14 protein-coding genes are annotated in these 21,327 nt (G+C 62.9%); 11 read left to right on the top strand and 3 right to left on the bottom strand.

Annotation, left to right across the window (positions count from 1 at the left end; all coding sequences use genetic code 11):
• Positions 1–366 precede the first annotated feature (366 nt).
• From QEN71_RS23375 to QEN71_RS23340, 8 genes are all read left to right on the top strand, one after another.
• Complete coding sequence (locus QEN71_RS23375; protein ID WP_201657483.1) at positions 367–1,596, top strand: aspartate aminotransferase family protein; 1,230 nt, start codon at positions 367–369, stop codon at positions 1,594–1,596.
• Positions 1,597–1,634: 38 nt separating this feature from the next.
• The gene (gene aruF / locus QEN71_RS23370; RefSeq protein WP_201657480.1) at positions 1,635–2,687 is read left to right on the top strand and encodes an arginine/ornithine succinyltransferase subunit alpha; all 1,053 of its coding nucleotides are present in this window, start codon (positions 1,635–1,637) and stop codon (positions 2,685–2,687) included.
• Positions 2,684–3,709 carry an arginine N-succinyltransferase gene (gene astA, locus QEN71_RS23365; protein ID WP_201657477.1) on the top strand — a complete coding sequence of 342 codons (1,026 nt, stop codon included), beginning with the start codon at positions 2,684–2,686 and terminating at the stop codon, positions 3,707–3,709. Before aruF ends, astA begins: the two co-directional genes overlap by 4 nt.
• An 8-nt stretch (positions 3,710–3,717) precedes the next feature.
• Positions 3,718–5,181: a succinylglutamate-semialdehyde dehydrogenase gene (gene astD / locus QEN71_RS23360; protein WP_201657473.1), complete on the top strand. Its 1,464-nt coding sequence runs from the start codon at positions 3,718–3,720 to the stop codon at positions 5,179–5,181.
• Positions 5,182–5,190: 9 nt separating this feature from the next.
• Entirely contained in the window at positions 5,191–6,531 is a 1,341-nt protein-coding gene (gene astB / locus QEN71_RS23355; protein WP_201657471.1) for an N-succinylarginine dihydrolase, read from the top strand.
• Positions 6,515–7,573 carry a succinylglutamate desuccinylase gene (astE, locus tag QEN71_RS23350; protein ID WP_201657468.1) on the top strand — a complete coding sequence of 353 codons (1,059 nt, stop codon included), beginning with the start codon at positions 6,515–6,517 and terminating at the stop codon, positions 7,571–7,573. Before astB ends, astE begins: the two co-directional genes overlap by 17 nt.
• Before the next feature lie 911 nt (positions 7,574–8,484).
• On the top strand, positions 8,485–9,282 hold the full coding sequence (locus QEN71_RS23345; protein WP_201657465.1) for an ABC transporter substrate-binding protein: 798 nt from the start codon (positions 8,485–8,487) through the stop codon (positions 9,280–9,282).
• A 321-nt stretch (positions 9,283–9,603) separates the two neighbouring features.
• Positions 9,604–10,983: an EAL and HDOD domain-containing protein gene (locus tag QEN71_RS23340; protein ID WP_201657463.1), complete on the top strand. Its 1,380-nt coding sequence runs from the start codon at positions 9,604–9,606 to the stop codon at positions 10,981–10,983.
• A gap of 106 nt (positions 10,984–11,089) precedes the next feature.
• On the opposite strand, the gene QEN71_RS23335 is transcribed toward QEN71_RS23340, so the two are convergent.
• Complete coding sequence (locus tag QEN71_RS23335) at positions 11,090–12,547, bottom strand: HDOD domain-containing protein (RefSeq protein ID WP_201657460.1); 1,458 nt, start codon at positions 12,545–12,547, stop codon at positions 11,090–11,092.
• Positions 12,548–12,632: 85 nt separating this feature from the next.
• Positions 12,633–14,462 carry a putative bifunctional diguanylate cyclase/phosphodiesterase gene (locus tag QEN71_RS23330; RefSeq protein ID WP_233472042.1) on the bottom strand — a complete coding sequence of 610 codons (1,830 nt, stop codon included), beginning with the start codon at positions 14,460–14,462 and terminating at the stop codon, positions 12,633–12,635.
• A gap of 345 nt (positions 14,463–14,807) precedes the next feature.
• On the opposite strand from QEN71_RS23330, the gene QEN71_RS23325 reads away from it, so the two are divergent.
• From QEN71_RS23325 to QEN71_RS23315, 3 genes are all read left to right on the top strand, one after another.
• A complete protein-coding gene (locus tag QEN71_RS23325) occupies positions 14,808–16,133 on the top strand; it encodes an EAL and HDOD domain-containing protein (protein ID WP_201657457.1) in 1,326 nt (441 codons plus the stop codon).
• 134 nt (positions 16,134–16,267) lie between these two features.
• A complete protein-coding gene (locus tag QEN71_RS23320; protein ID WP_201657454.1) occupies positions 16,268–16,825 on the top strand; it encodes a peroxiredoxin in 558 nt (185 codons plus the stop codon).
• A 58-nt stretch (positions 16,826–16,883) separates the two neighbouring features.
• Positions 16,884–17,348: a hypothetical protein gene (locus QEN71_RS23315; RefSeq protein WP_201657451.1), complete on the top strand. Its 465-nt coding sequence runs from the start codon at positions 16,884–16,886 to the stop codon at positions 17,346–17,348.
• A 665-nt stretch (positions 17,349–18,013) separates the two neighbouring features.
• Here QEN71_RS23315 and QEN71_RS23310 read toward each other — a convergent pair.
• Positions 18,014–21,319 (bottom strand): efflux RND transporter permease subunit, encoded by a 3,306-nt coding sequence (locus tag QEN71_RS23310; RefSeq protein ID WP_201657448.1) that lies wholly within the window; start codon positions 21,317–21,319, stop codon positions 18,014–18,016.
• Positions 21,320–21,327 lie beyond the last annotated feature (8 nt).

The raw sequence follows: 21,327 nt of genomic DNA, 5'->3' as shown, positions 1-21,327 counted from the left end.
CTACGAAGTGTTTGCGTCGCTGCGCGACGGCTCAAGGAACGTGTGCCGTGGCGTTATCCACGGCAGGCACCGGAGGTTTGAAGCGGCTTTCTTTTGCCTACTTTTCTTTGCCGCTGCAAAGAAAAGTAGGTGCCGCCCCGCACAGGGGCGACGCGTGAAGCACCGATACGAAACCGCGGATGCCAGCGTAAAGCCCAGAATGAGCGACTGCGTCGCAGACAGAACCAAAAAGACCAGAATGGCGACTAGCGTCGCAGACAAAAAACCCCAGAACAACAAAAAAACGAGTCGCTTCCACGCAAGAACATCCCCCGCCTCTCACCTAAACTACAAACCACTACCCTGAACGAGCCTCGAGGCCCCACCATGAACGACCAGAATGTGACCCGCCAGACCTTCGATGAAGTCATGGTCCCCGTCTTCTCCCCCGCGTCCTTCGTGCCGGACCGCGGCGAGGGCTCCCGCGTCTGGGACACGCAAGGCAAGGACTACGTCGACTTCGCGGGCGGTATCGCCGTCACGGCGCTCGGTCACGCGCACCCCGAACTGATGAAGGTTCTGCACGATCAGGGCGCAAAACTCTGGCACATCGGTAACGGTTACACGAACGAACCCGTTCTGCGTCTCGCCAAGCGTCTGGAAGAGCTCACGTTCGCCGATCGCGCATTCTTCGCGAACTCCGGCGCGGAAGCCAATGAAGCGGCTCTGAAACTCGCGCGCCGCGTCGCCTTCGACCGCTTCGGCGCAGAAAAAGACGAAATCGTCTCGTTCACGCAGTCGTTCCACGGCCGCACGTTCTTCACGGTGAGCGTCGGCGGTCAGCCGAAGTACTCGGAAGGGTTCGGCCCCGTGCCCGCCGGCATCAAGCATCTGCCTTACAACGACATCGCCGCCGCGCGCGCGGCCATCGGTCCGAAGACCTGTGCGGTCATCGTCGAGCCGGTGCAGGGCGAAGGCGGCGTGATTCCCGCCGATCCCGCATTCCTCAAGGCGCTGCGCGAAGCCTGCGACCAGCACGGCGCACTGCTGATTTTCGACGAAGTGCAAACGGGCGTCGGCCGCACGGGCTTTTTCTATGCGTATCAGGACACGGGCGTCACGCCCGACATCCTCACGACGGCCAAGGCGCTCGGCAACGGCTTCCCGATCGGCGCCATGCTGACGACGAACGAACTCGCCGCGCACTTCAAGGTCGGCGTGCACGGCACGACGTACGGCGGCAATCCGCTCGCGACCGCGATCGCGCTGAAAGTGGTCGATCTCGTCAGCGACCCGAAAGTGCTCGAAGGCGTGCGCTCGCGCAGCGAACAGCTGAAGGCGACGCTCGCGAAGATCAACGAACGCTTCGGCATCTTCAAGGACGTGCGCGGCAAGGGCCTGCTGATCGGCGCCGAACTCACGGAAGCCTACGCGGGCCGCGCGAAAGACTTCGTGACGGCGGCAGGCAAGCACGGCGTGATCATGCTGATGGCGGGCCCGGACGTGCTGCGTTTCGCGCCGTCGCTGATCATTCCCGTCGACGTCATGAACGAAGGTCTCGCGCGCTTCGAAAAGGCGGTCGAGGAAGTCGTCGGTGCGACGGCGCTCGCCAAGTAACCGATCCATCTCAACTCACGAGAACACACGAGACCACGATGCTCTTCGTCCGCCCAGGCCGTCTGGCCGATCTCGACGCCTTGCAGCAGATGGCGCGCAACGCGCAGCCGGTGCTGCATTCGCTGCCGCACGACCGGCGCGCGCTGGAGGCGCGCGTCGCGTTGTCGGAAGACTCGTTTCGCGCGGAAGTCGATTTTCCGGGCGAGGAGTTCTATCTCTTCGTGCTGGAAGACAGCGAGACGGGCAAGCTGCACGGCACGGCGAGCATCGTCGCGGCAGCAGGTTACTCGGAGCCGTTCTACGTGTTCCGCAACGATGCCCTGATTCACGCATCGCGCGAACTGCATGTGAACCGCAAGATCCACGCGCTGACGATGTCGCATGAACTGACGGGCAAGAGCCGTCTCGCGGGTTTCTATATCGATCCCGAGATGCGGGGCGACGCCGCCGCGCATCTGATGTCGCGCGCGCGGATGATGTACATCGCCGCGAACCGTCAGCGCTTCACGTCGGAAGTGTTCTCGCTGCTGCTCGGCGTGACGGACGACGCAGGTGTGTCGCCGTTCTGGGAAGCCGTGGGGCGCAAATTCTTCGGCCGCAATTTCGCCGATATCGAGGTGCAGTCGGGCGGCCGCAGCAGCACGTTCATCGCCGAAGTGATGCCGAGCTATCCGATCTATGTGCCGCTCCTGCCCGAAGCCGCGCAGCGCGTACTCGGCGAGCCCGACGAAAAGGCGCTGCTCGCGTACGACATCCACATGGAAGAAGGTTTCGAAACGGACCGCTACGTCGATATCTTCGACGCGGGCCCCGTGCTGACGGCGCAGATCGATCGCGCCGCATGCGTGAAGCGCAACGAATCGCGCGCGGTGCGCGAAGCGTCGGCGCAGAACGGTGCGACGTATCTGATCGCGAGCAACAAGCCGGGCGAATTCCGCTGCGTGCTGGCCGATCTGCCCGCGCAAACGGAAGAGGGCGCGCCGCTGCCCGCCGCCGCGCGTCATGCGCTCGACGTGCGCGATGGCGACACGGTGCGCTGCGTGCCGCTGCATCAGCAGGAACCGAAACAGACTACGGGAGAAGCACAATGATCGTCGTTCGCGTCGTGCAGACGGGCGATGTGGACGCGCTCGTCGCGCTCGCTCAGGAGACGGGCCCCGGTCTCACGACTTTCAAGCCGGATCGCGATGCGCTCGCGGCGCGCATTGCGCGCGCGCGTCGCACGCTCGAGGACAAGGCCGCGCCGCACGAGAAGGGCTACTTCTTCGTGATGGAAGATTCGCAGACGAAGGACATCGCGGGCGTGTGCGGCATCGAAACGGCCGTCGGGCTGGAGCAGCCGTTCTATAACTATCGCGTGAGCACGGTGGTGCATGCGTCGCAGGATCTCGGCATCTGGACGCGCATGCGCGCGCTCAACATTTCGCACGATCTGACGGGTTACGCGGAAGTGTGTTCGCTGTTTTTGAGCCCGCGTTATCGAGCGCATGGCGTGGGCGGCTTGCTGTCGCGTTCGCGTTTCATGTTCATCGCGCAGTTTCGCGACCGCTTTCCGCAGCGCATCTGCGCGGAATTGCGCGGGCATTTCGACGCGGACGGCACGTCGCCGTTCTGGCGCGCGGTCGGCTCGCACTTCTATCAGATCGACTTCAACGCCGCAGATTACCTCAGTTCGCACGGACGCAAGTCGTTTCTGGCCGAGTTGATGCCGCGTTTCCCGGTGTATGTCGAGCTGCTGCCTGAAGAAGCGCAGCACGCGATCGCGCTGACGCACAGCGACACGCTGCCCGCCCGCAAGATGCTCGAAGCGGAAGGGCTGCGTTACGAGAATCACGTCGATATTTTCGACGCGGGCCCCGTACTCGAATGCCACGTCGCCGATTTGCGCACGGTGCGCGAGAGCGTCGTCGCGCCCGTCGAAATCGTCGCGCACGATGCGCAGGAAAACGGCCCGCGTTCGCTGGTCTCGAACACGTTGCTCGACGATTTCCGTACGGGTGTCGCGGCGGGCGTAGTCGAGAACGGCGTGTTCCGTCTGACGGCGGACGAAGCGGTGGCATTGAACGTGAAGGCAGGCGAGCCGGTGCGCGTGCTGCCCCTGAAACAGAAATAAGGACGAACATGAGCGAGCTTTTCATCGACGGCGAATGGATCGCCGGCACAGGACACGCATTCGCATCGCGCAACCCGGGCACGGGCGCGACGGTGTGGGAAGGCAATAGCGCGTCGGCGGAAGACGTCGACCGCGCCGTGATGAGCGCGCGCCGTGCGTTCGCGATGTGGTCGGCCGTGAGCCTCGACGAACGCATCGCCGTCGTGCGCCGTTTCGCTGCGCTGATCAACGAGCGCAAGGAATCGATCGCCGAAGCGATTGGCCGCGAGACGGGCAAGCCGTTGTGGGAAGCGCGCACGGAAGTCGCGTCGATGGCCGCGAAGGTCGACATCTCGATCCAGTCGTACAACGAGCGCACGGGCGAGCGGCGCACCGCGATGGCGGATGGCACGGCTGTGCTGCGTCATCGTCCGCATGGCGTCGTCGCCGTGTTCGGTCCGTACAACTTTCCGGGGCATTTGCCGAACGGACATATCGTGCCCGCATTGATCGCGGGGAACACGGTCGTATTCAAGCCTTCCGAACTGGCGCCCGGCGTCGCGCGCGCGACGGTCCAGGTGTGGCGCGACGCGGGCCTGCCTGCGGGCGTGCTGAATCTCGTGCAAGGCGAGAAGGACACGGGTATCGCGCTGGCGAATCACCGGCAGATCGACGGCCTCTTCTTCACGGGCAGTTCCGATACGGGCACGCTGCTGCACAAGCAGTTCGGCGGCCGTCCCGAGATCGTGCTCGCGCTGGAGATGGGCGGCAACAATCCGCTCGTGATCGCGCCCGTCGCCGATCTCGACGGCGCCGTGCATCACACGATTCAATCGGCGTTTCTGTCGGCGGGGCAGCGCTGCACGTGCGCGCGCCGCATCTTCGTGCCGAACGATGCATTCGGCGATCGCTTCGTCGAGCGTTTCGTCGAAGTGAGTTCGCGTATCGCGGTGGGCGAGTACAACGCCGATCCGCAACCGTACATGGGTGCCGTGATTTCGGCGCGCGCGGCGGCGCGTCTCGTCGAAGCACAGACGCGTCTGATCGCCGACGGCGCGAAGCCGTTGCTGACGATGGAACAGCGCGACCCGAAGCTCGGCTTCGTGTCGCCCGCGATTCTCGACGTCACGAACGTGCAGAACCTGCCCGACGAAGAGCATTTCGGGCCACTCGCGCAGATCGTCCGTTACGGCTCGTTCGATGAAGCAATCTCGGGCGCGAACGACACCGAGTTCGGTCTGTCGGCGGGCCTGCTCGCCGACGACGAAATGCTGTGGACGCACTTCCAGCGCACGATCCGCGCCGGCATCGTGAACTGGAACCGGCCGACTAACGGTGCGTCGTCGGCGGCGCCGTTCGGCGGCACGGGCCGCTCGGGCAACAACCGGCCGAGCGCGTACTACGCAGCCGATTACTGCGCGTATCCGATGGCCTCCGTCGAAAGCGCGCAACTGCAGATGCCCGCGAGCGTGTCGCCGGGTCTTCATTTCTAAGGATCGACGATGCAAGCCACTGAAGCCAATTTCGACGGACTCGTCGGACCGACTCACAACTATGCAGGGCTGTCGTTCGGCAACGTCGCGTCGCAGAGCAACGACAAGTCCATCGCGAATCCGAAGATGGCCGCGAAGCAGGGGTTGCGCAAGATGAAGCAGCTCGCGGACCTCGGTTTCAAACAGGGCGTGCTGCCGCCGCAGGAGCGTCCGTCGATGCGCCTGTTGCGCGAACTCGGCTTTTCCGGCGACGAAGCGAGCGTGATCGAACGCGTGGCGAAGAACGCGCCCGAACTGCTCGCGGCCGCGAGTTCCGCGTCGGCGATGTGGACGGCGAATGCGGCCACAGTGAGCCCTTCAGCGGACACGCAGGATGGCCGCGTGCACTTCACGCCCGCCAACCTGACAAGCAAGCTGCATCGCGCGATCGAGCATGAATCGACGCGCCGCACGTTGCGCGCGATGTTCGCGGACCCGTCGCACTTCGTCGTGCACGAGGCGCTGCCCGGCACGCCCGCACTCGGCGACGAAGGCGCGGCGAATCACACGCGTTTTTGCGCAGAGTATGGCGCGAAGGGCGTCGAGTTCTTCGTGTATGGACGCAGCGAATATCGGCGCGGACCGGAGCCGAAGCGTTATCCCGCGCGTCAGACGTTCGAGGCGAGCCGCGCCGTCGCGCATCGTCATGGCCTCTCCGACGAGGCAACCGTGTACGCGCAGCAGACGCCGGAAGTGATCGACGCAGGCGTGTTTCATAACGACGTGATCGCTGTCGGTAATGCGCGCACGCTGTTTTGTCATCAGTTGGCGTTTGTCGATCAGAAGGCCGTGTACGACGAACTGCGCGCGAAAATGGCGAAGCTCAACGGCGAGTTCAACGTGATCGAAGTACCGGACGCGCAGGTGAGTGTCGCCGATGCCGTGACGTCGTATCTGTTCAACAGCCAGCTGCTGTTGCGCGGCGACGGCAAGCAGGTGCTGGTCGTGCCGCAGGAGTGTCGCGAGAATCCGCGAGTGGCGGCGTACCTCGATGAACTTGCGCAAAGCACGGCGCCTATCGATGACGTGCTGGTTTTCGATCTGCGCGAGAGCATGAAGAACGGCGGCGGCCCGGCGTGCTTGCGGCTGCGCGTCGTGCTGAACGAGGCGGAGCGCGGCGCGGTGACGCCGGGCGTGTGGATCGACGACATGCTGTTCGCGCGGCTGGACGGATGGATCGAGACGCACTATCGCGATCGCCTCGCGCCTGCCGATCTCGCCGATCCGAAGTTGCTGAACGAGTCGCGCACGGCGCTCGATGAATTGACGCAGATTCTCGGCCTGGGTTCGCTGTATGACTTCCAGCGCTGATACGTCGATGATGCTCGACGATTTTCTCGGGTTCACGCTGGCTGGTAAGCAGCCAGCCGACGATGCGCGCGAGGGCGTGTGCGCGAACGGCGTGCGCTGGACGTGGATCGACGATGGCGTGTTGCAGTTCGAGCCTGCTTCTGAGCTTGCTTCTCCATCGCACGGCGAGGTGCGCAGCGTGCTCGCGTCGGCGGGTATTCATGGCGACGAAACGGCGCCCATCGAGCTGCTGTCGTTTCTCGTGCGGGACATCGCGAACGGGAGCGCTGCGCTTGCTTGCCGGTTGCTGGTGATTCTCGGCAACGTGCAGGCGATGCGCGACTCGTGCCGCTACATCGACGACGATCTGAACCGGCTGTTCAGCGGGCGTCATGCGCAGTTGCCTGCGAGCCATGAGGCGCCGCGGGCTGCGGCGCTGGAGCGGATCGCTGTGCGGTTCTTTGCCGATGCAGCGGATGCGCCGGGTGCGCGTTGGCATGTCGATATGCACACGGCGATCCGCGCGTCCGTGTTCGAACAGTTTGCGCTGCTGCCGCATACGGGTGAGCCGCTGTCGCGTGCGATGTTCGAGTGGTTGCGGGATGCGCGGATTGCGGCTGTTCTCTTGCATACTACGAAGGGCAACACGTATTCGCATTTCACCGCCGAGGCGTGTGGTGCCGATGCGTGCACGCTGGAACTCGGGAAAGTTCGTGCTTTTGGCGAGAACGACCTTTCGCGGTTTGCTTCGGCTGATTCTGCGTTGCGGCTTTTGATTGCCGACGGGCAGGGCGATGCTTCTCTGGCGTTGCCGCGCGTGTTTACCGTCATCGATCAGATCACCAAGCAGAGTGATTCGTTCGAGTTGCTGTTTGCTAATGATGTTGCCAATTTCACTGCTTTTGGGCGCGATACTGTTCTCGCACGGGACGGGGAGTATCGGTATGTCGTGCGGCATGATGAGGAGCGCATCGTGTTTCCTAATGCGACTGTGAAGCCTGGATTGCGGGCGGGGTTGCTTGTTGTTGAAACTACTGATGAGTGTCATCGGTCGTTGACGTAGTTTTTTTGTCTGCGACGCTAGTCGCCATGCTTTTTTTGCTGCGCTGGCATCCGCGAGTTCGTATCGGTGCTTCATGCGTTGCCCCTGTGCGGGGCGGCACCTACTTTTCTTTGCAGCGGCAAAGAAAAGTAGGCAAAAGAAAGCCGCGTTTGAACCTCCAGTGCCCGCCAGGTTCGCACTACGGCATGCCGCAGTTGAGCTGTCGCGCAGCGATGGCCGCACTCTGTAGAAAGCCCACAGTCAACCGCGCACGGCGCGAAAACCCAACACGGTCTCGAGCACATACCGCCGCAATTGGGCCGACGGCAAACGGACAAGACCAAGCCGACCGAATGTGCCCCAGGTGGATGTCATCTTTCGCGCCGCGCGCGCCTGACTGCGGGCTTTCTACGGAGTGTTTGCGTCACTGCGCGACAGCTCAAAGAACGTGTGCCGTAGCGTTATCCTGGCGGGCACCGGAGGTTTGAAGCGGCTTTCTTTTGCCTACTTTTCTTTGCCGCTGCAAAGAAAAGTAGGTGCCGCCCCGCACAGGGGCAACGTATGAAGACCCGATATGAATTCGCGGACGCCAGCGCAGCAAAAAAAACCGACCGATACGAATTCGCGGATGCCAGCACAGAAAAAAACCACCGACTGCGTCGCACGAAAAAACATTGTCCCTCTACGACAAAAACTTGCATCTTCGACGCTCGAAGCGAAAACAGGAATCACACTCAGAAGAGACGACCAAACCCCACCCCGCGGTAGCTAAATCAAAACACCCTGTAAAATCGCCGGCTTTGTGAAGCGCCTGGTGCGCCGCACCAAATCCACGAACGCTCTTTGAACGGCAATTTTGGCGTTGCAATGATCTTCCGCACGCCGGGGCGAATCAAACACCTCGCCCCATGTACTTCCTGAGGAAAGCAATAATGAAAATGAATTGGCAGAAGACGCTAACGCTCGCAGCACTGGCCGGCGCAGCCATAACAGCAACAACAACAGCAACAGCCTCCGAAATCAAGGAAATCCGCTTCGGCGTCGAAGCGTCCTACGCTCCCTTCGAATCGAAGTCGCCCGCCGGCGATCTGCAAGGCTTCGACATCGATATCGGCAACGCCGTCTGCGCCAAGCTCAAGACCCGATGCGTGTGGGTCGAGAATTCGTTCGACGGCCTCATCCCCGCGCTGCAAGCCCGCAAGTTCAGCGCGATCAACTCGGATATGTCGATCACCGATCAGCGCCGCGCCGTTATCGACTTCACCGATCCCATCTACGTGATTCCCAACCAGATGATCGCGAAGAAGGGCAGCGGCCTGCAGCCGACGCCCGCTTCGCTCAAGGGCAAGCACGTCGGCGTGCTGCAAGGCACGATCCAGGAAACCTACGCGAAAGCGAAGTGGGCGCCGAACGGCGTCGACGTGATCCCGTATCAGACGCAGGATCAGGTCTACGCGGACCTCGTCGCGGGTCGCCTCGATGCGTCGTTCCAGGATGCGGAAGCGGCATCGAAGGGCTTCCTCAAGAAGTCGCAAGGCGCAGGCTTCGAATTTGCCGGCCCGGCTGTCTCCGACGAGAAGCTGCTCGGTTCGGGCGTCGGCTTCGGTCTTCGCAAGGGCGACGCGCAGCTGAAGGGCGCCGTCAACCAGGCGCTCAAGGAACTGAAGGCGGACGGCACGATCGATCGCCTCGCCGCAAAGTACTTCGACGTGAAGGTCGTGCTCAAGTAATGCACACGGCATCCGGCGCGGATCATGCGCCGGATGCCGGATCGGCACGACAGCACGCCGCACCACAGACTGGCCGCCTTGCGCGGCCAGTTGCATTTTTGCCCTTGTTTTATAGTCTTTTTTCGCTTCGCCGTGCCCCTGTGCAAGTCTGCGTGCGCTAAAATCGGCGCACGGGGAACGACGGCTCGACAGGTCGGACAGAATCGTCGAGAAAACAATACCGAACAGACGAGAGCACGAAGCGCAACGCTTCGCCACAACTACTTGCACGGAATCCGGTTCGGCGCGCAAGCGCGAACCCGGGTCGACAGGGGACCGGGAATGACCACCACCGCAGTCGCAGACGAACGCCTGGCAGAAGGCGTTCCGGGCATTCAGCCAGGCATTCAACCAGGCACTACGCAGGACGCTCGCGCAAACGTTTCGTTTGCCCGTCAGCCCATCCTGAACCGCGACAACATGCTGTGCGCGTTCGAACTCAAGCTGTATCAAGCGCCAGTGGCTGAACCCGCCGAAGCCGCAGAAGACGGGGAAAGCGAGCAGCCGAAAGCCGGCCCGAGCGCCGCCGAACTCTTCATCAAGACGGTCTTGCAGCACGACGTGCGCGCGGCGCTCGCCAATCATCCGGGCTATCTTCCCATCACGCGTGAACTGCTATTCGACGAGGCCATCCGCAGTCTGCCCGCCGAGCGCTTCATGTTCCAGTTGTCGCCCGACATCGTCGCCGACGACACACTGATCGCGCGCCTTGTCGAGTTGCACGGCCGCCGTTATCGCTTCGTGATCGACAACGTCGCGCAAGCCGATGAAACCTTCGCGCGTCTGCTGCCATACGTCGATGCCGTGAAGATCGACATGAACCGCATCCCGCAGGCGATGCTGCCCAAGTTCGCGAGCGTGCTGAAGTCGGCGGGCAAGCTGCTGATCGCGATGGGCGTCGAGTCGCAGGAAGTGTTCGAACAGGCGCTCAGTCTCGGCTTCGACCGCTTTCAGGGTTATTACTTCGCGCATCCGCAGGGCGCCGCCGCCCGCAAGGTCAGCGCGCCGCGTCATGCGCTGCTGAACCTGCTGCAACTGCTCGGCGGCGAGCCGACCGTCGCGCAGCTCGAAGCGGAACTGAAGCTGAATCCGGTGCTCGTGATGCATCTGATGCGCCTCGCCAATTCGAGCGGTCTCGCGATGGGCCGCAAGGTCACGACGTTGCGCGAAGCGATCAACGCGACGGGCACGAACCGCATCGCGCGCTGGACGCAACTGCTGCTGTACGCGGACGGCCGCAAGGTCGCGCTCGAAGACGATCCGCTGCTGCAACTCGCCGCGACGCGCGCGCGTTTCATGGAACTGGCCGTCGAACATCTGCCCGAAGCCGGTCGCGACGAAGCCGATGCAGCCTTTCTGACAGGCGTGTTCTCGTTCGTCGATTCGGTGTTCGGCGGCTCGCTCGAACATACGCTCAATGTGCTGGCGCTGTCCAAGCCGATCCGCGATGCGATCCTGCTGCGCGAAGGCGCGCTCGGCAAGTTGCTCACGCTGATCGAAGCGCTCGAGCGCGGCGCATGGGCGGAAATTGAAAGCGCGTGTGCGCAGCTCGAAGGTCTGCAAGTCAGCGATATCGCGCAGATGGGGCTCGTCGCCGCCGCATGGGCCGGCATCGCCGATCGCAGCGCGGAGGCGACGGGGCTGGAGCGGATCGAAGACTGAAGCAGGTTGAAGCAAGACGATGCGCGGCTCGAATGCATGAGCCGCGCATGCGGATGGAAGAGGACGTCGCTACAAGCAAACCAGACAACCGGCGACGCGTCCAGCTTTAAAGCGTCTCCAGCTCGCTCACGGGCGCATAGGCAAAGAACCTGCCCAACTCGCGTGCCAGTTCGTTGAGCGCGGCCATTTCCCGCTGCGAAATGCGGCGCGGCAGATCGTGATGCGCCCAGTCTCCATAGAGCAGGGCGACCGTCGACTTGTTCTCCAGCACAACGGGCAACAGCACGAACGAATGCACGCCGTCGAACGCGCGGCGATACCAGTCCGGCAGACGCGCGTGCATTTTCGGATCGCGCGCGTTTTCGATGAAGATGCCGACGGAGTTCGCAATCGCGAGATGGAACACGTCGGGCTCGAAGGCCGTCGCGAAGCTCAGCTTGGGCAGCGCCGCATCGATCTTCGCGCCGAATCCCATCGATGCCTTGAAGATGCCGCTGCCATGTCGCACGAACACGACCGTGCGCTCGAACTGCAGCCCCGCGAGCACTGTTTCCGAGGCCATCGCGAGCGCGGGCGCGAGTCCGCTGTCGCTCGGCAAAGCCTGCAATTCGCGGACGCCCGCGCGGATGCACGATTCGGGATCGACCGACTCGCGCGCGATTGCATCGGCGTTCGCGCGCAGTTCGAAGATCTCGCGCATCAAGCCGTCGCGGGTTTCTTCTTCGGCGAGCGTGAGGCTCATGTCGACGAGCACGTCGGGATCGGTGTTGAGCGTGCGGCTGTAGCGCTGCGCGAGTTCCGCTATGCGCACGTCGCGCTGCGACTCGGGCAGATGCGGCTGCGTCAGCACGTTCGCGACTTCCGTCGAGTAGTTCGTGATCGCGCGCAGCCATTGCACCTGGCGCGGCTCGTCTTCCTGCAGCGGATCGAACTCGGTCATGCCGACGCGGATCAGTTCGGGCAGACGCCAGCGCGTCGCCGCTTCAAGACCGATTTCTTCGAACGTCACGCCGAGTACGCTCTCGCAGGCTTCGTTCTCGCCCATGCCCGTGTCGACCTGACGGCGAATCTGATCCCACTCGGCATCGAGATAGAACACGACGAGCAGTTTGCCGATCTGGCGCATCAGCGTGCAGACAACAGCTTCTTCGCCCTGGCGCAGATCGCCGCGCTCGGTGAGCTTGCGCGCGACGCAGCCGGACAGCATGGTGCGGTTGAGTTCGAGCTTCGCATCGATACGGCGCGGCGCGCTGTGATGAAAGTGATCGACGATCTTCAGGCCGACGACGAGGTGTCCGACGGCATCCATGCCGAGCACCATGAGCGCGCGCGAGACGGTGGTGATGTTGCCGCCGAACGCCATGTACATCGCCGAATTCGCGAGACGCAGTACCTTCTGGGTCAGCGCGAAGTCGGAGAGCACAATCTGGACGATCCCGCTGAAATCGAGGTCGTCATTGCTCATCGCGGCCATCGTTGTGCGAAGCGACTGCTGCAGCATCGGAAAATCGCCGCGCTCGTTCATGCGAGCCCAGAGCCGTTCAAGCAGCGCAGCCTTTAGCATGTAAGTCCCGCAAGAGGCATACAGTTTCCAGTGAGTGGCACGTCGTGACGTAGCCGGTGCACAGTGTCGTTACGCGTCATGTCCGTCACGCTTCACCATGCACGTGAAGCGCGCGCGACTCGAAACGCTGCGCGAGTTCTTCCGATGGCAGTGCCTTGCAGACGAGCCAGCCCTGAATGTGGTCGCAACCCATCTCGGTGAGCAGGTCGCGTTGTTCTTCCGTTTCGACGCCTTCGGCGACGAGTTCGAGGTCGAGCGTCTGCGCGAGACCTACGACGGCGCTGACGATCGCCTGATCGTTGCGCGAGGTTAGCAGATTCTCGACAAAACTCCGGTCGATTTTCAATTTGGCGAGCGGAAAGCGTTGCAGATACGCAAGACTCGAATAGCCGGTGCCGAAATCGTCGACGGCGAAGCGGATGCCTAGTCCCGTCAGTTCTTCGAGCAGCGTGGTCGCGTGCAGCGGGTCGTGCATCAGCAGGCTTTCCGTGATTTCGAACACGAGCCGGTGCGGATCGATGCCCGTCAGCGCAATCGCTTCGCGCACGCTTTCCTTGAAGCGCGGATCGCGGAACTGCTGCGGCGACACGTTGACGGCGACGTATTGCAGCCGGATGCCCTGGGTGTCCCAACGGATCAGCTGCATGCACGCGGCCTTCAGCACCCAGTTGCCCAGATAGTTGATGAGACCGACGGATTCGGCGAGCGGAATGAACATCGACGGCGGCACGAGTCCGTGCACGGGATGCTGCCAGCGGATCAGCGCCTCGACGCCCACCACGCCGCGCGTCTGGCTGCTCGTGATCGGCTGGAAGTGCAGCGAGAACTCGCCGTTGCGCACGCCGTCGTAGAGGTCCGATTCGAGCTTCAGGCGTTCGGCGTCGGCGGGGCTGTCGTCGGGCACGTAGAACGCGAGCGTGTTGCCGCCCGCGTTTTTCGCGCGCGACAGCGCATGGTCGGCCCAGCGCAGCAGCTGACTGTCGCGCGACGCGCCATCGGACGACTCGCCCGCGTGCTGCGTGTCGGGATACAGCGCAATGCCGACGCTCGCCGACAGATGCACGGGCTGCCGGTTGAACGTATATGGCTGCTGGATGGCCGTCAGCAGACGACGCGCGAGCGCTTCGGCCGCCAGCGCGGTATCGGCGCGCCCGTGAACGGGAGGCAGCAGGATCGCGAATTCGTCGCTCGAAATACGCGCGATCACTTCGCCTTGCGTCGTCATGTTCGACAGGCGGCGCGCGGTGTCGCGCAGCATCTCGTCGCCGGCGTCGTAGCCGAGCGCGCGGTTCACGCGCTGATAGTCGTCGATATCGAGCAGCAGCAGGGCGGCCGACTTGCCCGTCGTATCCGCTTTCTGCTGTGCGTTGCGCATTTCTTCGACGAGAGCGGGCACGTTTGCGAGGCCCGTCAGATTGTCGTGATGCAGCTGATGCTTGAGGCTCGCTTCCGTGGCGCGCCAGCTCGACACGTCGAAGCCCGCAATCGAATAGCCTTCGATGCCGTCGTGGCAGTTGCGCGCGATGCGCAGCTCGACGGGCACGGGATAGGTCAGCGACTTGATCAGGTCCAGCGTGACTTTTTCGACGGCGCCGCTTTCGTCGGCGCGGCGCAGTGCGGCATCGAGCCGCGCGACGTCGTTGGGCGCGACGAGTTCGTGCAGCGTGACCGTTTCCAGATACTCGCGGTGATAGCCGATGAAGCGCAGGCTCGCCTCGGAAACATAGAGGAAGGTGAGATTGCGCGCCACGTGCGCGAGGAAGTCGACGGCGCCTGCGGCCTGTTCGAGCCCATGCGCAATGCCTGGTGTGCCTGGCGCAACCGTCGCGCGGGCGGGCTGGCGGACCGCGCGGAATCGGTCGATCGCCGTGCGCAGCAAGCCCCGGCGGGCTGGGGTGATCCTGGTCGCTTCCATGTGTATCGCTGACTACCCGGTTCGTCTTGAGGCTGGACGTCGCTGCGGTGCCCGTCGGCGGACCGATCGGGGCAGACGCGAGGCCGTCCATCAGAACGGGTTATCGACGTTTGCGGCGGAATCTTTAGCCGTTAGACATAAAAGGCGCCATAACATATGGTAAGGAACTGAAACCTGCCGGCTGCCTGTACATGGGCGGAGGGATTCCGCTAAAGTGGCGGCCATAGCGCTCCGTTATTGGACAAGCGAGGGACAAGAGAGTGATCCCGATGAGCCCGCCGGACGGCACGTAGCGTTCGAGCCCCAGCATGCAAGCCGTTTTCCGAATTCAAGCCGCTGTGAAAAATGCCTGATCCGTATCAAGACACCGACGAAGCCGGCCGCCCCCAAACGTTTGCGCAAGCAGGCGAAGAGGACGAAGCGATCTCCTCGGCGCAGTTCGTCTATGTCGGGCGTCAGCCGATCCTCGACCGCGATGGCGCGTTGCATGCTTACGAACTGCTGTTTCGCGCCAGCGCGGAGAATTACGCGCAAGTGTCCGACGACGCACAGGCCACCGCGCAGGTGGTGGTGCGCACGATCGGCAGCATCGGCGTGCCGTCCGTGCTTGGCACACATCGCGGCTTCGTGAACATCGGCCGCGATCTGCTGTTCGACGACATCGTGCATCTGATGGAACCCGAGCGCTTCGTGCTCGAAATCCTCGAGACGGTCGAGTTCGACGAGCGCCTTATTGCCCGCATCGCCGAATTGCGTCGCGCGGGCTTTCGCGTCGCGCTCGACGATGTGTGCGAACTGTCGCCGAATCTGTATGCCGCGCTGCCGTATGCGGATATCGTCAAGGTCGACTTCCTCGAAACCGACCGCGCTCAGCTGGCGAGTCTCACGCAGGCGCTCGCCAGGCACGGCAAGACGCTGATCGCCGAAAAGGTCGAGACGCGCGAAGACTTCGCGTTGGCTCGCGAGCTGGGCTTCGATCTGTTTCAGGGTTACTTCTTTGCGCGGCCTCAAGTGCTGTCGTCGCGCCGCACGCGTTCGTCGCGCACGTCGCTGCTGCGGCTGCTGGCGCTGCTTGCGCGCGATGCGGGCATCGTCGAACTCGAAGCCGAGCTGAAGCGCAATCCGAATGTCGTGATGCAGCTGTTGCGCCTCGTCAATTCGAGCGCGTTCGGTCTGGGGCGCAATATCGCGTCGCTGCGCGAGGCGATCATCGCGACGGGCACGCGACAGATCGCGCGCTGGGCGCAGTTGCTGCTGTACGCGGGCGGCGGCGAGTTGCCGTGGCGCTCGGATCCCCTCGTGCAGCTGGCGGGCACGCGCGCCCGCTTCATGGAACTGGCCGCGCGCTGGATTCAACCGAACGACGAGGCATTCGCCGACGCCGCGTTCCTGACGGGCGTGTTCTCGCTCGTGCACGTGCTCGTCGATTCGACGCCGGACGCGACGCTCGATCCGCTCGATCTTTCGCCGCTGATTCGCGATGCGATCGTCGAGCGGGCAGGGCCGATGGGCGCGCTGCTGAGCATCGCGGAAGCAGCGGGCGAGGCACAGGATGCCGCGGCGATTGCGAGTGCGCAGTCGCTGGAAGAGTTCGGGGCGCTCACGCCGATCGTGCTTGCCGAGCTGAATCTGTCGGCGGCTGCGTGGTTCGGCGCGCATCTCGGGGATTGAGCCACACGCCGACGCGTAATCGTCAAACGTGATCCAATAGGGGCGGAAGATCAGGCTCGCGATGCCGCTTCTGTCCGGTTGGCGTCGCGCAGGCGTCGCACGATAATTGTGCGCTCACGATTCGAGGACTCGACATGAAGCAAAAGATTGTGCCGTTCGCGCTGGCGGCTGTGCTGTGCGCGGGTTTGTCGCTGCATGCGCTGACGGCTTCCGCGACGCTCAAGCGGGGCGACAGTGCGCCTGACTTCACGACACAGGCATCGCTGGGCGGCAAGACGTACACATACGCGCTCGCCGATGCATTGAAGAAGGGCCCTGTCGTTCTGTACTTCTATCCGGCCGCCTTCACGAAGGGCTGCACGATCGAAGCGCACGAATTCGCGGAAGCCGTCGATGAGTACAAGAAGTACGGCGCGACTGTGATCGGCGTGTCGCACGACAACATCGATACGCTGACGAAGTTCTCCGTCAGCGAATGCCGCAGCAAATTCCCGGTTGCCGCCGATCCCGACTCGAAGGTCATCAACGCGTACGACGCGGGGCTGCCGATGCATGCATCGATGGCGAACCGCGTGTCCTACGTGATTACGCCTGACGGCAAGATCATTTACGAATACACCAGTCTGTCGCCCGACAAGCACGTCGAAAACACGCTGCAGGCGCTGAAGGAGTGGGCGGCTACGCATAAGTAGTCCTGACTCGCTTTTCCTTGCGGTTCCTTCCGATGTAGCGACATTGCGGATACCTGCCATGCCTATCGTCGTCGCGCTGTTGGTTCTGATTGGCTTGATCTACGGCTGTGTGCAGGCGTTTCATGCGCTGTCCGCGCATTTTGGTCTCGGCGTTGCCGTGGGTGTGGCGATTCTGTTTGCCGCGCTCGTGCTGGCTGCGCTGGCCTGGTGGTGGCGGCGTCGGAAAGAGGTCGCTGCCAATATTCGCGACGGTGACTGGACTCATGAACTCAAAGGTGAGTGGGGCGAGGTGAGGTTGGCGGCCGGCAAGCGGTTGTGTGATGTGCGGGTTGCCGGTGCGCGCGGGTCTTATATTTTTGCCGATTTGCGCGGCGCGCAGCCTGTGAGGGATGGTGAGCGCTGGCAGGTTGCTCTTCAGGTTAAGGATGCCGCACATCCTGAATGGCGTGTGCCCGTGAAGTCCGAGCGCGAGGCTCGGCAGTGGGCCAGGATTTTTGTTCTGGCCATGGGGCAGAAGCTTTGATGTTGGTTTTGGTTTGCTTGTTGTTTGCGACGCTAGTCGCTCATTCTGGTTTTTTTGGTTTTTGGTTTTTGGTTTTTGCTGCGCGGGCATCCGCGTTGTCGTATCGGTTTGCCAGCGTTGCCCCTGTGCGGGGCGGCACCTACTTTTCTTTGCAGCGGCAAAGAAAAGTAGGCAAAAGAAAGCCGCTTTTGAACCTCCGGTGCCCCGCCAGGATAGCGCCGCGCCATGCTGCAGCTGAGCCGTCGCGCAGCGACGCTGCACTCTGTAGAAAGCCCGCAGTCAACCGCGCACGGCGCGAAAACCCCGCACACAGTCTGGAGCACATAACGCCGCAATCAGACCGACGGCAAACGCACAAAGAACAAGCCGACCGAATGTGCCCCAGGTGGATGTCATCTTTCGCGCCGCGCGCGCGTGACTGCGGGCTTTCTACGGAGTGTTGGCGTCACTGCGCGACCGCTCAAAGACCGTGTGCCGTGGCGTTATTCTGGCAGGCACCGGAGGTTTGAAGCGGCTTTCTTTTGCCTACTTTTCTTTGCCGCTGCAAAGAAAAGTAGGTGCCGCCCCGCACAGGGGCGACGCATGAAGCACCGATACGAAACCGCGGATGCCACCGCAGCAAAAAATCAAAAAAACCAGAATGGCGACGAGCGTCGCAGACAAAATCAAACAGCATCAGCCGACCGCGAGCGCCGCGAGCGCCTCTCTTCCCATCTAACCCGAATCCGATCCATATAAAGATAAACCACGGGAGTGGTATAGAGAGTGAGCATCTGGCTCACGATAAGCCCACCCACAATAGCGAGCCCGAGCGGAGCTCGGAGTTCAGCGCCTTCACCGCGCCCAAACGCCAGTGGCAAAGCCCCAAGCAACGCAGCGCAAGTGGTCATCATGATCGGCCGAAACCGCAGCAGACAAGCCTGCTCAATAGCATCACGCGAAGACAAACCCTGCCGCGAAGCGTCGATAGCAAAATCCACCATCATGATCGCGTTCTTCTTGACGATACCGATCAGCAGAATCACAGCAATCAGCGCAATGATGCTGAACTCAGTATTGAAGAGCAGCAGGGCCAATAGCGCGCCAACCCCCGCCGACGGCAGCGTCGAGAGAATCGTCAAAGGATGGATATAGCTCTCGTACAAGATCCCGAGCACGATATAAACCGCCGCCAGCGCCGCGAGAATCAAAATCGGTTGATCGGACATCGACTGCTGGAACGCCTGCGCCGTGCCCTGGAAGCTGCCGTGTATCGTGCCCGGCATGCCGATCTCGGCCATCGTCTGGTAGATGATCTGCGTCGCGTCGGATAACGACTTGCCCGGCGGCAAGTTGAACGAGATTGTCGACGCGACGAACTGGCTCTGGTGATTCACCGCAAGCGGCGTCGTGCCCGGCCCGAAGCTCGCGATCGCGGAAAGGGGAATCATCGTCTCCTTCGACGTCGACACGGCCGCGCCCGTCGATGCGCTCGACTTGCCGCTCGCCGCAATCGAGTTGTTCGCCAGATTGCGCGCAGCATCCGACGCGATGGCTGCCGCGCTCGACGCCGTCGTGCCCGCCGTGCCGCCCGTGGTCGCCCGCGTCGTTGCCGCCGACGTCACCGTGCCCGCCGTCGCGTTGGTCGACTGCGCGCCGCTCGCGCTGCCGCCCGACGTGCTGATCCAGACCTGGCTCAAGATGTCCGGGCTCTGCCAGTACTTCGGCGCGACTTCCATCACGACGTGATACTGGTTCAGCGGGTTATAAATCGTCGACACCTGTCGCTGGCCGAACGCGTCGTACAACGTGTTGTCGATCTGCGCGGGCTTGATGTTCAGACGCGCAGCCGTCGCGCGGTCGATCGTCACCATCGCTTCGAGACCGCCTTGCTGCTGGTCCGAATTCACGTCCGCGAGTTCGGGACGCTTTTGCAGCGCTTCCGTCAGACGCGGCGTCCATTTGTACAAGTCGGACGTCGTGTCGGAAAGCAGTGTGAACTGATACTGCGCGTTCGATTGCCGGCCGCCGACGCGAATGTCCTGCACCGCCTGCAGGAACGTGCGCGCGCCCGCGACATCGGACAGCGGCACGCGCAGTTGCTGGATCACCTGATCGGCGGAAATCTTGCGCTCGGATTTCGGCTTGAGCGACACGAACATGAAGCCCGAGTTGGTCTGCCGTCCGCCTGTGAAACCGACCACGCTGTCCACGGCAGGGTTCGCCTGGACGATCTTCATCATCTCGGAGAACTTCACTTTCATCGCCTGGAACGACGTCGACTGATCGGCCTGAATGCCGCCGACGAGACGCCCCGTGTCCTGCTGCGGGAAAAAGCCCTTCGGCACGATGATGTACAGCCAGACGTTCAGCGCGATGGTGAGCAGCAGCACCATCAGGATCAGCAACGGATGGCGCAGCGACCAGCCGAGCGTGCGCGCATAGCCGCGCTGCATCCAGTCGAAGCCGCACTCCAGCGCGCGCGCGAAACGACCTTCTTCCTTCTTTTCGTGCGGCTCGAACAGGAGGCGCGAGCACATCATCGGCGTGAGCGTCAGCGACACCATCAGCGACACGCCGATCGCCAGCGACAGCGTCAGCGCGAACTCGCGGAACAGCCGCCCGACGATGCCGCCCATCAGCAGAATGGGCAGGAACACGGCGACGAGCGAAATGCTGATCGACATCACCGTGAAGCCGACTTCGCGCGCGCCGACGAAGGCCGCCTTCATGCGCGGCATGCCGTTTTCGATGTGCCGCTCAATGTTCTCCAGCACCACGATGGCGTCGTCGACCACGAAACCCGTCGCGATAGTCAACGCCATCAGCGACAGGTTGTCGATCGAAAAGCCGAGCAGGTACATCGCCGCGAACGTGCCGATGATCGAAATCGGCACGGCAACGCTCGGAATCAATGTGGCGCGCCAGTTGCGCAGGAACAGGAACACGACCATCACGACGAGCGCGACGGCGATCATCAGCGTGTATTGCGTGTCCTTCAGCGACGCGCGGATCGTGGTCGAGCGGTCGGCTGTCGGCGTGACTTCGACGGCGGCGGGCAGCGACGCCTTCAGCTGCGGAATCATCGCCTTCACGCGGTCGATCGTCTCGATGATGTTCGCGCCCGGCTGCCGGTACAGAATGACGAGCACCGAGCGCTCGTTGTTCATCAGGCCGAGGTTGCGCAGGTCTTCGACGGAATCGACCACTTCCGAGACATCCGACAGATGCACGGCGGCGCCATCGCGATACGCGATCACGAGATCCTTGTATTGCGACGCCTTCTTCGCCTGGTCGTTTGTATAGAGCTGGACGCGGTTCGGGCCGAATTCGATCGAACCCTTCGGACTGTTCGCATTCGCAGACGCCAGCGCCGCGCGCACGTCCTCCAGGCCGATGCCGTAGTGGAAGAGCGCTTGCGGTTCCAGTTCGACGCGCACGGCGGGATTCGCCGAGCCGCTCACGTCGACTTCGCCGACGCCGTCCACCTGTGACAGCGACTGCTGCAGCACCGTCGCCGCCGAGTCGTACAGCTGGCCCGCAGTCATCGTCTTCGATGTGAGCGCGAGAATCAGGATCGGCGCGTCGGCGGGATTGACCTTGTGGTAGGTCGGGTTCGAGCGCAGGCTCGCGGGCAGGTCGGCGCGCGCTGCGTTGATGGCCGCCTGCACGTCGCGCGCGGCGCCGTCGATGTTGCGGTTCAGGCCGAACTGCATCGTGATGCGCGCGGAGCCGACGGAACTCGACGAGGTCATCTCCGTGACATCGGCGATCGTGCCCAGATGCCTTTCGAGCGGACTCGCCACGCTGGTCGCAACCGTCTCCGGGCTCGCGCCAGGCAGGCTCGCCTGAATCGAGATGGTCGGGAAGTCGACCTGCGGCAGCGGCGCGACGGGCAGCTTCGCGAACGCGAACAGACCCGACAGCGCGATGCCGATGGCGAGCAGCGTCGTGGCGACCGGGCGCTGAATGAAGGGACGCGACAGATTCATCGTTTCGG

Origin of the sequence: Paraburkholderia sabiae, from assembly GCF_030412785.1 — a bacterium.
GTDB lineage: Bacteria > Pseudomonadota > Gammaproteobacteria > Burkholderiales > Burkholderiaceae > Paraburkholderia > Paraburkholderia sabiae.
Note: the sequence above shows the minus strand (reverse complement) of the source record. Positions and strands in the feature narration are given on the sequence as shown.